Origin of the sequence: Amycolatopsis keratiniphila subsp. keratiniphila (genome assembly GCF_001620365.2) — a bacterium.
Lineage (GTDB): Bacteria > Actinomycetota > Actinomycetes > Mycobacteriales > Pseudonocardiaceae > Amycolatopsis > Amycolatopsis keratiniphila.
In genome coordinates, this window is record NZ_LQMT02000005.1 from 30,905 (window position 1) to 44,390 (window position 13,486).

The following is a 13,486-nucleotide window of genomic DNA, read 5'->3' on the forward strand; positions in this document are numbered from 1 at the left end:
AGGTGACCGGTGAAGGCCGGGACGGAGTCGTGACTAGAGCTTCACCGGGTAGACGGGTTCCGGCACCTCGGGCTTGATGCGGTTCTCGACGAAGATGCCGTGCCACAGCATGAACACCAGCAGCGCCCACAGCTGACGGCTGCGGTCGAGCTGCCCGGCCTTGTGCTCTTCGAGCAGCGCCAGGACGGCCTTCTTGTCGAGCAGCGCGTCGGTCTGCGAGTCCGAGATGATGCCCTTGGCCCAGTCGTACATCTCGTTGCGCAGCCACAGCCGGATCGGCACCGGGAAGCCCAGCTTGCGCCGGTTCAGCACGTGGCCGGGGATGATCTTCGCCAGCGCCTGGCGCAGCGCGTACTTCGTGGTGCCGTGCGCGAGCTTCTGGTCGAGCGGGATGGTCGAGGCGACCTTGAACACCTCGGCGTCGAGGAACGGCACCCGCAGTTCCAGCGAGTTCGCCATGGTCACCTTGTCGGCCTTGACCAGGATGTCGCCGCGCAGCCAGGTGTAGAGGTCGACGTGCTGCATCCGCGCGACCGGGTCCCAGTTCTCCGAGATCTTGTACCAAGGCGCGGTGACGTCCTTGAAGCCGATCCCGTCCTCGTACGTGCGCAGCACCTTGCGGAGCTGGTCGTCGCGGAAGTTGCGCGCGTTGCCGTAGTAGCGGTCTTCCAGCGGCAGCGCCCCGCGCCGCAGCAGGTCCTTGCCGCGGGTGCCCTCCGGGATCTTCGTGGAGACCTTGCCGATGATCTTCCGCATCCCGCCAGGGATCTTCTCGAACGGCGCCAGCGAGATCGGCTCGTTGTAGATCGTGTAGCCGCAGAAGAGCTCGTCGGCGCCTTCACCGGACAGCACCGCCTTGACGTGCTTGCGGGCTTCGCGCGCGATGAACCAGAGCGGCACGAGCGCCGGGTCCGCCACCGGGTCGTCGAGGTACCAGACGATGAGCGGCAGCGCCTCCATCATCTCGTCCGCCGACACCGTGCGGACCACGTGCTTCACACCGATCGCGGCGGCCGATTCGGCGGCGACGTCGACCTCGGAGTAGCCCTCGCGCTCGAACCCGGTGGTGAACGCGATCAGGTTCGGGTTGTGCTCCTTGGCCAGCGTCGCGGTCGCCGTGGAGTCGATGCCGCCGGAGAGGAACGCGCCGACCGTGACGTCCGGGTCGGAGATCATGTGCTTGCCGACCGAGTCGCGCATCACATCGGCGATGCGCTCGTACAGCTCGTCGGCCTCGGCCTGGCTGTTCACCGGCTTCGCGTTGAACGTCGGGTGGAAGTACCGCGTGAACTGCACGTCACCGCCCGGGACCACCCGGAACGACGTGCCGGACTCGACGCGGCGGATTCCGGTGTGCATGGACTCGGGTTCCGGCACGTACTGCAGCACCAGGTAGTGCTGCAGGGCGGTCTTGTCCAGCTCGTCCTGCACGCCGAGCACGCCCGAGAGCTCCAGCAGGCTCTTCTTCTCGCTGGAGAAGGCGACCTTGCCGGGGCCTGCCGAGTAGAACAGCGGCTTGATACCGAACGGGTCCCGCGCGCCGAAGACGACCTTCTCCTGCGAGTCCCAGATCAGGAAGGCGAACATGCCGCGCAGCTTCTTGACCGCCTCGTCGCCGAGGTAGTGGTACGCCGCGACGATGGCCTCGCCGTCGCCCTCTGTGGCGAACTTCGCACCATGTTCGGCGGCCAGCTCGTCACGCAGCTCTTTGTAGTTGTAGATCTCGCCGTTGAAGTTCAGCGTGTAGCGCTCGGGAGCCTCCGGCGGGCCCCACACCAGCGGCTGGTGGGCGTGGTCGACGTCGATGAACGCCAGCCGGTTGAAGCCGTAGACCACCTCGGCGTCGGCCCAGGTGTCGTGCTCGTCGGGGCCGCGGTGCCGCTGGCAGCGCATGGCCGCGTCGACGGCGTCACGGGCGCTCGCAGCGTCGGCTTCGGTCGAACAGATCAGTCCAAGCAGGCCGCACACGTCTAGTTCACACACCTCTTGTTGGCCGAGCGGGGAGAAGGGCCCAGTATGCCGGTGGGCGTGTACACCCCGATGTGGTGGGGGATACGCGTGTTGGGGTTACCCCTTAGTCAGCACGGCGCCGCAACTCGGCTAGGCTCCGGCTGTCACAAAGATCGGTCGAGGAGGCTCTGGGTGAAAGGGCAAGGCGCAGTGGGAAATCCAGAGCGCACCCCAGTTAAGCGGGCTGGTCGCGTCGCAGCGCTCGCCGCGCTGGTGATGCTGACCGCGACGGGCTGTTCCGGGGACGAGATCCTCCGCTTCGGCTGGCCGGTCGGGGTGACCCCGCAGGCACACGACATGCGCACGTTGTGGACGTGGACCGTCATCGCCGCGCTGGTCGTCGGTGTCATCGTCTGGGCGCTGATCTTCTGGACCGCGATCTTCCACCGCAAGAAGAAGACCGCCGACGGCGCGGAAGAGGAACTGCCCCGTCAGTTCCAGTACAACATCCCGCTGGAGATCTTCACGGTCGTCGTCCCGACGATCATGGTCTGCGTGCTGTTCTTCTTCACCGCGACCACCGAGAACCGCGTGCTCGCCGAGACGGACGACCCGGACGTCACGGTCGACATCGTCGCGTTCCAGTGGAACTGGGAGTTCAAGTACAAGAGCGACTCCAAGAACCAGGCCGACCCCGAGATCACCACGGTCGGCAGTTCGACCGAGATCCCGCTGCTGGTCCTGCCGACGAACAAGACGATCCAGTACAACCTGCGGTCGGCCGACGTCATCCACTCGTTCTGGGTGCCGGAGTTCCACTTCAAGCGGGACGTCATGCCGGACCCGGAGAAGAACAACCAGGACTTCACCTTCCAGAACTCGATCGACAAGGAAGGTTCGTTCGTCGGCCGCTGCGCCGAACTGTGCGGCACCTACCACTCGGGGATGAACTTCGAGGTCAGGGCGCTCTCGCCGGACAAGTACGCGCAGTACATCCAGCTCCGCGGCACCGTGAACCCGAAGAGCGGCAAGCCGAACACGGCTTCCGAGGCGCTGACGGCGATGAACTGCGGCGAACTGTGCTCGCCCTACGCCGTCACCACCACCCCGTTCAACACCGACCGCACCGCGCGGGTCGCGTCCAACTGACCCGGCTGTTCGAGCCCGAAACAGGAGTGAGGCAACGTCCATGAAGGTCGAAGGACGGATTTTCTTCCTCGTCGCGGTCTTCTCCGTCATCGTCGCGGGTATCTACGCGTACATGACCGGAACGATGACCCGGGACGGCGTCGAGCCGGTCGGTGTGGTGGCCCTGATCCTCACCGGTGGCCTGGCCTTCCTGGCCGGGAGCTACCTGCAGTTCGTGGCGCGGCGCATCGAGCCGCGGCCGGAGGACCGGGAAGACGCCGAGATCAGCGACGGTGCCGGTGAGCTGGGCTTCTTCAGCCCGGGCAGCTACTGGCCGGTGGGTCTCGCGGCGGCCGCCGCGCTGACCGGTGTCGCGCTCGCGTTCTTCCACATCTGGCTGCTGATCATCGCGCTGGGCCTGGTCATCATCGCCATCGGCGGGCTGGTGTTCGAGTACCACACCGGTCCGAACCACGAGTGACGTTCTGACGCCGGAAGCGGCGCCTCGGTCTTCGGACCGGGCGCCGCTTTTCGCATTCAGAGGACTAAACGCGGGCGGGTTGCCGTGCCGGCGTCCGCTTCGGTGCCAGCGCGGCGGCCAGGACGGCCAGCATCCCCAGGCCTTCCGGCCAGGTCGGCCGGTGGCCGTAGGCGAGGACGTCGACGACCACCGCGACCACCGGATAGACGTAGGAGAGCAGCGCCACCGTCGTGGTCGGCAGCTTCCCGATGCTCGCGTACATCAGCACGTACATCAGCGCGGTGTGCACGGTTCCCAGCAGGACCAGCCACAGCAGGCCTGAGGTGTCCGTGGGCAGCGGCGTGACCAGCAGGGCGGGTGCGAGCACGATCGTGCCCGTGACGAGCTGTACGGCCGCGAGGACGTGCGGACGGACATGCGTGAGCTGCTTCGCGACGAACGAGGCGCCGGCGTAGAGGGCGGCCGCGCCGAGGGCGAGCGCGATCCCCGCCAGCCGCACGGGTTTGCCGTCGGCGCCGTGCGCGGACAGGGAGATGAGGGTCACCCCGCCGAACGCGATCAGCGCCCGGACCAGCTGGCTCTTCGCCATCTTCTCGCCGAGGAACGCCGCCGCGAGACCGACCAGCATCAGCGGTTGTGTGTGGTAGACGACGGTGCTGACCCCGATCGACGACAGCGAGTACGAGGCGAACAGCAGCACCCAGTTCCCGACCAGGAACAGGCCGCCGAGGACGGCGAGCAGCAGGTCGCGGCGGCCGAGCGTCCACGGGCGGAGCCAGCCACGGGCCGCGCTCCACACCAGGAGCAGCAGACCGCCGACGAGGCTCCTCGCGAACGCCACGGCGGGGGCTTCGGCACCGCTTTCGAGGACGACGGCGCCGATCGTGCCGGACAGCGCCATCGCGGCCGTCCACTGCAACACGGGGTTGTTCTTGTTCATGGCGACCACTTTCGCCTTCGTGTGCGCGTTCAACCAGTGTCAGAGATGACATCGACCGCAAAACTTGTGACAGACTGCCCGGATGGATGTGAAGAAGGTCGCGGTGGTGCTCGCCGATCAGGTATCGCCGTTCGAACTCGGTGTCGCTTGCGAGGTCTTCGGCACCGATCGCAGCGCCGACGGCATCGAGGGCTGGGATTTCGCGGTCTGCTCGCCCGGCGGCGCGAACGTCCTGAGCTGGTCCGGCTTCGGGCTCGACGGTCTGCGGGGACTGGATTTCGCGGCATCCGCGGACCTGCTGATCGTCCCGACGTGCGCACCGCGCAGCGCGAGCCCGCCGGAGCCGGTGCTCGAGGTCTTGCGCGACGCGGCGAGCCGGGGCGCCTGGGTCGCGGGCTTCTGCGCGGGTGTCTTCTCGCTCGGCTACGCGGGGCTGCTCGACGGGCGCAACTGCACCGTCCACTGGGTCTACGAGCAGGAGTTCCGGTCGCGTTTCCCGGCGGCGAAGGTCGATCCGAAAGCGTTGTACGTCGACGACGGCGGCGTTCTCACCAGCGCGGGCACCGTCGCCGCCGTCGATCTGTGCCTGCATCTGGTGCGGGAACTGCGCGGTGTCGCCGCCGCCACGGCGCTGGCCAGGCGGATGGTCGCCGCGCCGCACCGGGTCGGCGGGCAGGCCCAGTTCGTGCAGGCGCCGGTGCCCGAGACCGCCGCGCCGGACGACACCGTGCTCGCCGAAGCGCTCGAATGGATCGAGCGGCGGCTGGATCAGCCGTTCACCGTCGCGGAACTCGCCCGCCGCAGCGGGTTGGGGGAGCGCACGTTCCTTCGCCGGTTTTCGGCTGCCACCGGTACGACACCGCACCGGTGGCTCACCGAGCGCCGCCTCGACCGCGCGCAGTCCCTGCTCGAAGAAGGTCGTCTGTCCATTGAGGACATCGCGGCCGCCTGCGGATACGCCTCGGCCGCCGCGCTGCGGCATCAGTTCGGCAAGCTGCGGGGGACCAGCCCGAGCGCGTACCGCAGGACGTTTTCCGCCGGCTAGATTTCCTGCCCCACGGTGACCTGCACGTGGTCGGGGACCTCGTCGTGTTGATCGCCGACGGAGAGCGTGCCGGTCGGTTCGAACAGCAGGAGCGACGCACCGTCCACTGAGGACGGTTTGTGGAAGGTTCCGCGCGGGACGACGAACACCGAGCCGCGCGGGAGCGTGACGACGCGTTCGCCGTCTTCTTCGCGCAACGCGATGTCCAAGGTGCCGTCGAGCACGAGGAAGAACTCGTCGGTGTTCTCGTGGACGTGCCAGATGTGCTCGCCCGCGACCTTCGCGAGACGGACGTCGTAGTCGTTGACGTGGGCGACGATCCGCGGGCTCCAGATCTCGTCGAACCCGGCCAGCGCGGTGCGCAGATCGATCGGCTGCTTGCTCATGCCCCGATCCTCGTCACTGGACCGGCGGAGGAGTGAGTGCTAGGAATCGCATATGTCGCAAGATTCCTCGCACAAGGTCGCCGTCCTGGTCGACGAGGGCTCCAACCCGTTCGAAATGGGCGTCGCGACCGAGCTCTTCGGCCTGCGACGGCCGGAGCTGGGCAGGCCTTGGTACGACTTCACGGTGTGCGCGGCGGAGCCGTCCGTGCGCATGCACCTGGGCATGTTCACCCTCACCGGGGTCGCCGGGCTCGAAGCGGTGGAGGCCGCCGACACGGTGATCGTGCCCAACCGGCCCGATCCGGAGAGCCCGGCCGGGGAGCCGGTGCTGAAGGCCGTCCGCGCCGCATCCGAGCGGGGCGCCCGGATGGTGAGCTTCTGCACGGGCGCCTTCACCCTCGCGCAGGCGGGGGTCCTCGACGGACGGCGCGCGACGACGCACTGGAAGTGGGCGGGACTCTTCCGCGAGCTGTATCCCGAAGTGCTGCTGGAGCCGGACGTGCTCTTCGTCGACGACGGCGACGTCCTGACCGCGGCGGGCAGCGCGGCCGCGCTCGATCTGGGGCTGCACCTGATCAGCCGCGACCACGGCGCCGAGATCGCCAACGCGGTGAGCAGGCGGCTGGTGTTCGCCGGGCACCGCGACGGCGGTCAGCGGCAGTTCGTCGAACGTCCGCTGCCGCCGGTGCCGGACACCTCGCTGGCGCCGGTGCTCGAGTGGGCGCGTGAACGGCTGGACCGGCCGCTCACCGTCGCCGACCTCGCCGCGCGGGCGGCGGCGAGCCAGGCGACACTGCACCGGCGGTTCCGTGCCGAACTGGGGACGACGCCGCTGGCGTGGCTCACGACGGAACGGATCGCGCTTGCGTGCCGGCTGATCGAGCGCGGGGAGCAGCGGCTGGACCGGGTGGCGCGGGCTTCGGGGTTCGGGACCGCTGCGAACCTGCGTACGCAGCTTCGGCGGGCTACTGGGTTGACGCCTACGGCTTATCGGGCGCGGTTCAGCACCGCCTCGTGATCCCGGTCGCCGATGCTATGAACGGTCCGTTCCTTGCAAATTTTGCAAGGAACGGACCGTTCATAGCGCTCTCTTGAGGGGCGACGTCCGGCGGGGTGCCGGCGGTCGCCGAATGTCATGAAAGGGTCGTTCAAGACGAAAAACGTCCTGAACGACCCTTTCATGACATTTGCGAGACCGAGGCCAGGGCAGGCCAGGGCAGGCGCAGGTCAGGCGAAGGCGATCCACCGGTTCAGCAGGTCCGCCGCCGCACCCGAATCGATGGCCGAGGCCGCCCGTTCGAGACCGGCCGCCAGATCGTCCTCCAGCGACCCGGAGAACCCGGCGAAGGCCGCCAGTGCGGCCGCCGAGTTGAGCAGCACCGCGTCCCGCACCGGCCCGGTCTTCCCGGCCATCACCTGACGGAACACGTCGGCATTGTGCGCGGCGTCCCCGCCGCGCAGGTCCTCCGCGGTCGCCCGCGCGATGTCCAGCGAGGCGGGATCGAAACTCCGCTCGGTGATCTCGCCGCCGGAGACCACCCAGACCGAACTCGTGGTCGTGGTGGTGAGCTCGTCCAGGCCGTCGTCGCCGCGCACGAGCAGCACGGTCATCCCGCGCCGCGCGAACACCTCGGCCAGCACGCGGGTCTTGTCCTCGTAGGCGCAGCCGATCAGCGAACTGCGCGGCTGAGCCGGGTTGGTCAAGGGACCCAGCAGGTTGAACGTCGTCGGGACGCCCAGCTCACCGCGGGTGGGGCCGGCGTGGCGCAGGGCCGGGTGGAACTTCGGCGCGAAGCAGAAGCCGATGCCCAGCTCGTTCACGCTGCGCTGGACCGTCTCCGGCGGCAGGTCGATGGTGACGCCCAGCTCCTCCAGCACGTCCGCCGCGCCGGATTTCGACGAAGCGCTCCGGTTGCCGTGCTTGGCCACCGGGGCGCCGGCCGCGGCCGTCACCACCGTGGCCATGGTGGAGATGTTGACCGAATTGGACCGGTCGCCGCCGGTGCCGACGATGTCCACCGACGGCCGGTCGATCGTCACGCGCCGGGCATGCGCCAGCATCGCGTCGGCCATGCCGGAGATCTCCGCCGGTGTCTCGCCCTTCGCACGCAGCGCGACGGCGAACCCGGCGATCTGGGAGGGCGTCGCCGCCCCGCTCATGATCTGGTCCATCGCCCACGCGGTGTCCTCCTCGGACAGATCCGCGCGCGCGATCAGCTGGTTGAGCAGGGACGGCCAGGTCTTGGCGGTCACCGGCTCAGCCGTGCACGGCCGGCACCCGCCGGGCGCGCAGCACGTCGGCGACGGTCTCGGCGGCGGTCAGCGGGTCGAGCGGGTGGACCAGCACCGCGTCGGCCTGCGACCAGGTCGCCAGCCAGCGGTCGTCCTTGCGCCGCACCGACACGACGATCGGCGGGCAATCCTCGATCTCGTTCTTCAGCTGACGGGTCAGCCCGATGCCACCGGTCGGCTGGGCCTCGCCGTCGAGGATGGCCAGGTCCACTTTGCCCGCGTCCATCTCGACGAGGACCTCGGAGATACCGGACGCCTCGGTGTAGTCCACCCGGCCGAGGTCGGCGGCGGGCCTGCGGCCGACGGCGTTGATGATCGCCTCGCGCACCTCCGCCTTGTGGCTGAACACCAGGATCCGCATCGCCTGCTCGCCCATGAGCGCGCCTCCGCCTCGTCTAGTCATGTCGACCCCGCGATGTTATCCGCCATGACCGACATCACGTGGACGCACCCGACGGCTGGAGCGCGTCCCAGCCCAGCGAATCGCCGCCGAGCCGTTGCGCGAGCCCCGCCATCCGTGACCTTTCCTGCGCGCAGTGCAGTGCGTCGAGGGTCTGGACCCGCAGCGCGTGCGTGAGGGAGAACTCCCCGTCGGGGCCCTGTTCTCGCAGCTCCCAGCCGTCCTGGGCGAGGATCGAGGCCGCCTCCGCCACCTTTTCGGGCGGCAGCTTCAAGTGATGGCGCAGGATCGCGGGCGCTTCGGCGACCCAAGAGGGTGATCTCGCCAACGCCGAGGAATCCGCCTCGGCCGGATCGAAGGCCGTCACGACGATCTCCACGCCGGGCGTGTCGACCGTCAGGCCCGGTACGGAAGGCTTCCTGACCAGGTCACGAAGCCGATCTAGTAAACCCATGAGTAGCCCGGTTCCCACTTTCGTTCAGATGTGACCCGACACGCACGCGACCCGCCGTGGACCCACCCGGCGGGCCCCATGCGTGAGAGGACATAATGCGACGCGTGACAACGGCAGCTCCCACCATCAGCCAGCGGGTCCACTCGCTGAACCGGCCGAACATGGTCAGTGTCGGCACCATCGTGTGGCTGTCCAGCGAACTGATGTTCTTCGCCGGACTGTTCGCCATGTTCTTCACCGTGAAGGCGCAGAACGCGTCCGGCCAGTGGCCGCCGCCGCTGCACGGTGAGCCCTTCCACCTGAACATCGCGCTGGCGATCCCGTTCACCGTGATCCTCGTGGCGTCGTCGTTCACCTGCCAGTTCGGCGTGTTCGCCGCCGAAAAGGGTGACGTGTTCGGCCTCCGCCGCTGGTACATCATCACGTTGATCATGGGCGCGATCTTCGTGTTCGGCCAGGGCTACGAGTACCTGAACCTGATCCACGAGGGGCTGACGATCCCGTCCGGCGCGTACGGCACGGTCTTCTACCTCGCGACCGGGTTCCACGGCCTGCACGTCATCGGCGGGCTCATCGCGTTCGTGTACCTGCTCATCCGCACCAAGCTGAGCAAGTTCACCCCGGCCCAGGCCACCTCGGCGATCGTCGTGTCGTACTACTGGCACTTCGTCGACATCGTGTGGGTGGGTCTGTTCGCGGTGATCTACATCCTTCCGTGAACGAAGCCGCCACCACGACCTATCGGCCTGAACTGACAGCAAGGGTTGCCGCAAGATGACCTCCAGCAAGAACAACACGGAGCGCCGCTTCCGCAAGCGGTCGAAGGCGCGCAGGCGGTTCGCCGGCGCGCTGGCGCTCGGGATCGCGCTGCTCAGCGTGGGCGGGTTGTACGCCGTTTTCGCCCCGGAGCCGCAGACCGCGCAGGCGCAGGGCGAATCCGCCCTCCTGCGCGAGGGCGAGAAGCTCTACAACAACACGTGTATCGAATGTCACGGGCCGAAGCTCGAAGGTGTCACCGACCGTGGCCCGAGCCTCATCGGCATCGGCGACGCGGCCGTGTACTTCCAGACCTCCACCGGCCGGATGCCCGCGGTGCGTCAGGAAGCCCAGGCGCAGCGGAAGCCGCCGAAGCTGACCGAGGCCGAGATCAACGCGCTCGGCGCCTACATCCAGGCCAACGGCGGCGGCGCGCAGCGTCCGGCCGAGAAGGGTGACGCGCTGCGCGGCGAGGACGTCGCGCGCGGCAGCGAACTCTTCCGCCTCAACTGCGCCTCCTGCCACGGCTTCACCGGCCGCGGCGGCGCGCTCTCCTCGGGCAAGTTCGCCCCGAACCTGGACCCGGCCACGGAAGAGCAGATCTACACCGCGATGCTCACCGGGCCGCAGAACATGCCCAAGTTCTCCGACCGGCAGCTGTCGCCGGAGGAGAAGAAGGACATCATCGCGTTCGTGAAGTCCGTCAGCGATGGGAACAACGCACCCGGCGGTAGCTCGCTCGGCGGTCTTGGCCCGGCTTCGGAGGGCGCGATCGCGTGGATCGTCGGGATCGCCGCGCTGATCGGCGTGACGTTGTGGATTGGATCGAAGGCATGAGCGCCGAAGGGCCGAAGCCGCCGACAGAGGCGGAATTGGCGGACATGGATCGCGACCAGTTGGTCAAGCTGGGTACCGCGCTCGACGGGGTCGAGATCGTGGAGTACCCGAAACCATGGCCGGTCGAGGGAACGCGGGCGGAGAAGCGCGCCGAGCGCGCCGTCGCCCTCTGGTTCGTGCTGGCCGCGCTGTCCGGCCTCGCGTTCGTCGTGATCATCGCCTGGCCGGAGTGGTTCGAGTACAAGGAGCCGGGCAAGCACGGCTACACGCTGTACACCCTGTACACGCCGCTGCTCGGGGTCACCCTCGGGCTCGCCGTGCTCAGCCTCGGCATCGGGGTGATCCTCTACACCAAGAAGTTCATCCCGGCCGAGGTCGCGGTCCAGGAACGCGGGGACGGCGGTTCCAAGGAGGTCGACAAGGCCACCATCGTCGCCCAGCTCGCCGACTCGGGCAGCCGCAGCACCATCGCGCGCCGTTCGATGATCAAGCGGTCCGCGGGCGCCGGCGCCGGTGTGCTCGGCCTCGCCGTCGCGGCGCTGCCGGTCGCGTCCTTCATCAAGGACCCGTGGAAGGACACCGAGAACCGCGACTCGCTGTGGCACTCGGGCTGGAAGAAGAACTTCCCGGAGGAGAAGGTCTACCTCCGCCGCAACACCGGCCGTCCGCACGAGATCTCCCTGGTCAAGGCCGAGGACCTCGACGCGGGCGCCATGGAGACGGTGTTCCCGTACCGCGAGTCCGAGAAGAACGACGAGCACGCGCTGTCGGCCGCCTTCAAGCGCGTCGACAACCCGGTCATGCTGATCCGTCTCCGCCCGACCGACGCCGCCAAGGTCGTCAAGCGTCAGGGCCAGGAGGACTACAACTTCGGCGACTACTACGCGTACACGAAGATCTGCAGCCACGTGGGCTGCCCGACCTCCCTGTACGAGCAGCGGACCAACCGCATCCTCTGCCCCTGTCACCAGTCGCAGTTCGACGCGCTCCACTACGCCAAGCCGATTTTCGGGCCGGCGACGAGGCCGTTGGCCCAGCTTCCGATTACAGTGGACTCTGAGGGCTACCTGATCGCGCGCGGAGACTTCAACGAGGCCGTCGGACCGGCCTTTTGGGAGCGTAAGTCATGAGTTCACTCACCACCCCGACCAAGGGGACGAACCCGGTCGAGAAGGCCGCGGGCGCTGGTGCGAAGTGGGCCGACGACCGGTATCACCTGGCCAAGGGCATGCGGCACCAGCTCAACAAGGTGTTCCCGACGCACTGGTCGTTCCTGCTCGGCGAGATCGCGCTCTACAGCTTCATCATCCTGTTGCTGTCGGGTGTCTATCTCACGCTGTTCTTCGACCCCTCCATGGAGGAGGTCGTCTACAACGGCAGCTACACCGGTCTGCAGGGCGTCGAGATGTCGCGTGCCTTCGCGACCACGCTCGACATCTCGTTCGACGTCCGGGGCGGTCTCTTCGTCCGCCAGCTGCACCACTGGGCCGCGCTGATCTTCGTGGCTTCGATGATGGTGCACATGTTCCGGATCTTCTTCACCGGCGCGTTCCGCCGCCCGCGTGAGGCGAACTGGGTCATCGGCGCGCTGCTGCTGGTCCTGGGCATGTTCGAAGGCTTCTTCGGCTACTCGCTCCCGGACGACCTGCTCTCCGGTACCGGTATCCGCGCGACCCTGTCGGGCATCGTGCTCTCGGTGCCGGTCATGGGCACCTGGATCCACTGGGCGCTGTTCGGCGGGGAGTTCCCCGGCAACGAGATCATCCCGCGCCTGTACACGATCCACATCCTGCTGCTGCCGGGCATCATGCTCGGCCTGGTGGCCGCGCACCTCGCGCTGGTCTGGTACCAGAAGCACACGCAGTTCCCTGGCGTGCGCCGCAAGGAGACCAACGTCGTCGGCGTCCGGATCATGCCGGTCTTCGCGCTCAAGGGCGGTGCGTTCTTCGCGCTGGTCACCGGTGTCATCGCGCTGATGTCGGGCCTCTTCCAGATCAACCCGATCTGGAACATCGGCCCGTACAACGCGGCGCAGGTCTCGGCGGGTTCACAGCCCGACTGGTACATGGCCTGGGCCGACGGCATGCTGCGGATCTGGCCGGCCTGGGAGCTCTATCTCGGGAACTACACGGTCCCGGCGGTGTTCTTCCCCGGTGCGATCGGGATGCCGCTGCTGATCGGGTTGCTGGTGATGTATCCCTGGATCGAGCGAAAGCTGTCCAAGGACACCGCGCACCACAACCTGCTGCAGCGTCCGCGCGACGTCCCGGTCCGGACCTCGCTGGGCATCATGGCCCTGACCTTCTTCGCGGTCATCATGCTCTCGGGCTTCAACGACATCATCGCGTTCGCCTTCGACATCTCGCTGAACGCGACGACGTGGGCGGGCCGGATCGGTGTCCTGCTGGCCCCGCCGATCGCGTACTACATCACCTACCGGATCTGCCTCGGCCTTCAGCGGGCCGACCGCGAGGTGCTGGAGCACGGTGTCGAGACCGGCATCATCAAGCGCCTGCCGCACGGTGAATTCATCGAGATCCACCAGCCGCTCGGCCCGGTGGACGACCACGGCCACGCGATCCCGCTCGAGTACCAGGGCGCGTCGGTCCCGAAGAAGATGAACAAGCTCGGCTCGGCCGGACACGCCGTCGCAGGTTCGACCTGGTCCCCGGACCCGGTCGAGGAGACGATCGCGCTGGAGCGCGCCCGCTCCAACGGGCACGGCAACGGCAAGGTCGACGACATCGGTGGCGAGCCTTCGGAGGAGCGCAAGGAGATCACCTCCGGGCACTAGCTCGTCGGACACGCGTGAAGGCC

14 protein-coding genes are annotated in these 13,486 nt (G+C 68.0%); 8 read left to right on the forward strand and 6 right to left on the reverse strand.

All coding sequences use genetic code 11. The annotated features are described in order from the left end of the window. Window positions 1-33: 33 nt before the first annotated feature. Window positions 34-1,968, reverse strand: a complete 1,935-nt coding sequence (gene asnB / locus AVR91_RS02175; RefSeq protein WP_063270926.1) for an asparagine synthase (glutamine-hydrolyzing) — start codon at window positions 1,966-1,968, stop codon at window positions 34-36. 192 nt (window positions 1,969-2,160) lie between these two features. On the opposite strand from asnB, the gene ctaC reads away from it, so the two are divergent. Next, window positions 2,161-3,099 (forward strand): aa3-type cytochrome oxidase subunit II, encoded by a 939-nt coding sequence (gene ctaC, locus AVR91_RS02180; RefSeq protein ID WP_063270925.1) that lies wholly within the window; start codon window positions 2,161-2,163, stop codon window positions 3,097-3,099. 40 nt (window positions 3,100-3,139) lie between these two features. Next, on the forward strand, window positions 3,140-3,559 hold the full coding sequence (locus AVR91_RS02185; protein ID WP_016336054.1) for a cytochrome c oxidase subunit 4: 420 nt from the start codon (window positions 3,140-3,142) through the stop codon (window positions 3,557-3,559). 64 nt (window positions 3,560-3,623) lie between these two features. Here AVR91_RS02185 and AVR91_RS02190 read toward each other — a convergent pair whose 3' ends face one another. Further along, entirely contained in the window at window positions 3,624-4,499 is an 876-nt protein-coding gene (locus AVR91_RS02190; protein ID WP_063270936.1) for a DMT family transporter, read from the reverse strand. A gap of 82 nt (window positions 4,500-4,581) precedes the next feature. On the opposite strand from AVR91_RS02190, the gene AVR91_RS02195 reads away from it, so the two are divergent. Then, window positions 4,582-5,544: a GlxA family transcriptional regulator gene (locus tag AVR91_RS02195; protein WP_063270924.1), complete on the forward strand. Its 963-nt coding sequence runs from the start codon at window positions 4,582-4,584 to the stop codon at window positions 5,542-5,544. On the opposite strand, the gene AVR91_RS02200 is transcribed toward AVR91_RS02195, so the two are convergent. Continuing rightward, complete coding sequence (locus AVR91_RS02200; protein ID WP_063270923.1) at window positions 5,541-5,930, reverse strand: cupin domain-containing protein; 390 nt, start codon at window positions 5,928-5,930, stop codon at window positions 5,541-5,543. The genes AVR91_RS02195 and AVR91_RS02200 overlap by 4 nt on opposite strands. Before the next feature lie 52 nt (window positions 5,931-5,982). Here AVR91_RS02200 and AVR91_RS02205 point away from each other — a divergent pair, with 52 nt between their 5' ends. Then, entirely contained in the window at window positions 5,983-6,948 is a 966-nt protein-coding gene (locus AVR91_RS02205; RefSeq protein WP_063270922.1) for a helix-turn-helix domain-containing protein, read from the forward strand. A gap of 209 nt (window positions 6,949-7,157) precedes the next feature. Here the strand turns inward: AVR91_RS02205 and trpD are convergent, their stop codons facing one another. From trpD to AVR91_RS02220, 3 genes are all read right to left on the reverse strand, one after another. Then, window positions 7,158-8,183 carry an anthranilate phosphoribosyltransferase gene (gene trpD, locus AVR91_RS02210; protein WP_063270921.1) on the reverse strand — a complete coding sequence of 342 codons (1,026 nt, stop codon included), beginning with the start codon at window positions 8,181-8,183 and terminating at the stop codon, window positions 7,158-7,160. A gap of 4 nt (window positions 8,184-8,187) precedes the next feature. After that, window positions 8,188-8,598 (reverse strand): hypothetical protein, encoded by a 411-nt coding sequence (locus AVR91_RS02215; protein WP_063270920.1) that lies wholly within the window; start codon window positions 8,596-8,598, stop codon window positions 8,188-8,190. Window positions 8,599-8,659: 61 nt separating this feature from the next. Continuing rightward, on the reverse strand, window positions 8,660-9,076 hold the full coding sequence (locus AVR91_RS02220; protein WP_063270919.1) for a hypothetical protein: 417 nt from the start codon (window positions 9,074-9,076) through the stop codon (window positions 8,660-8,662). Window positions 9,077-9,171: 95 nt separating this feature from the next. On the opposite strand from AVR91_RS02220, the gene ctaE reads away from it, so the two are divergent. Genes ctaE through qcrB form a run of 4 tightly spaced genes read left to right on the forward strand, consistent with a single transcriptional unit; the run spans window position 9,172 to window position 13,463 of the window. Further along, the gene (ctaE, locus tag AVR91_RS02225; RefSeq protein ID WP_076153294.1) at window positions 9,172-9,795 is read left to right on the forward strand and encodes an aa3-type cytochrome oxidase subunit III; all 624 of its coding nucleotides are present in this window, start codon (window positions 9,172-9,174) and stop codon (window positions 9,793-9,795) included. 55 nt (window positions 9,796-9,850) lie between these two features. Next, complete coding sequence (gene qcrC / locus AVR91_RS02230; protein WP_016336045.1) at window positions 9,851-10,669, forward strand: cytochrome bc1 complex diheme cytochrome c subunit; 819 nt, start codon at window positions 9,851-9,853, stop codon at window positions 10,667-10,669. Beyond that, entirely contained in the window at window positions 10,666-11,799 is a 1,134-nt protein-coding gene (qcrA, locus tag AVR91_RS02235; RefSeq protein ID WP_063270918.1) for a cytochrome bc1 complex Rieske iron-sulfur subunit, read from the forward strand. Before qcrC ends, qcrA begins: the two co-directional genes overlap by 4 nt. After that, window positions 11,796-13,463 (forward strand): cytochrome bc1 complex cytochrome b subunit, encoded by a 1,668-nt coding sequence (qcrB, locus tag AVR91_RS02240; RefSeq protein ID WP_063270917.1) that lies wholly within the window; start codon window positions 11,796-11,798, stop codon window positions 13,461-13,463. Before qcrA ends, qcrB begins: the two co-directional genes overlap by 4 nt. The last annotated feature ends 23 nt before the right edge of the window (window positions 13,464-13,486 follow it).

Bases quoted from the DNA above. Each gene is read 5' to 3' on its own strand.
- AVR91_RS02185 (WP_016336054.1), top strand. From the start codon at position 3,140: ATGAAGGTCGAAGGACGGATTTTCTTCCTCGTCGCGGTCTTCTCCGTC.
- AVR91_RS02190 (WP_063270936.1), bottom strand. From the start codon at position 4,499: ATGAACAAGAACAACCCCGTGTTGCAGTGGACGGCCGCGATGGCGCTG.
- AVR91_RS02195 (WP_063270924.1), top strand. From the start codon at position 4,582: ATGGATGTGAAGAAGGTCGCGGTGGTGCTCGCCGATCAGGTATCGCCG.
- AVR91_RS02200 (WP_063270923.1), bottom strand. From the start codon at position 5,930: ATGAGCAAGCAGCCGATCGATCTGCGCACCGCGCTGGCCGGGTTCGAC.
- AVR91_RS02205 (WP_063270922.1), top strand. From the start codon at position 5,983: ATGTCGCAAGATTCCTCGCACAAGGTCGCCGTCCTGGTCGACGAGGGC.
- AVR91_RS02215 (WP_063270920.1), bottom strand. From the start codon at position 8,598: ATGGGCGAGCAGGCGATGCGGATCCTGGTGTTCAGCCACAAGGCGGAG.
- AVR91_RS02220 (WP_063270919.1), bottom strand. From the start codon at position 9,076: ATGGGTTTACTAGATCGGCTTCGTGACCTGGTCAGGAAGCCTTCCGTA.
- ctaE (WP_076153294.1), top strand. From the start codon at position 9,172: ATGCGACGCGTGACAACGGCAGCTCCCACCATCAGCCAGCGGGTCCAC.
- qcrC (WP_016336045.1), top strand. From the start codon at position 9,851: ATGACCTCCAGCAAGAACAACACGGAGCGCCGCTTCCGCAAGCGGTCG.
- qcrA (WP_063270918.1), top strand. From the start codon at position 10,666: ATGAGCGCCGAAGGGCCGAAGCCGCCGACAGAGGCGGAATTGGCGGAC.
- qcrB (WP_063270917.1), top strand. From the start codon at position 11,796: ATGAGTTCACTCACCACCCCGACCAAGGGGACGAACCCGGTCGAGAAG.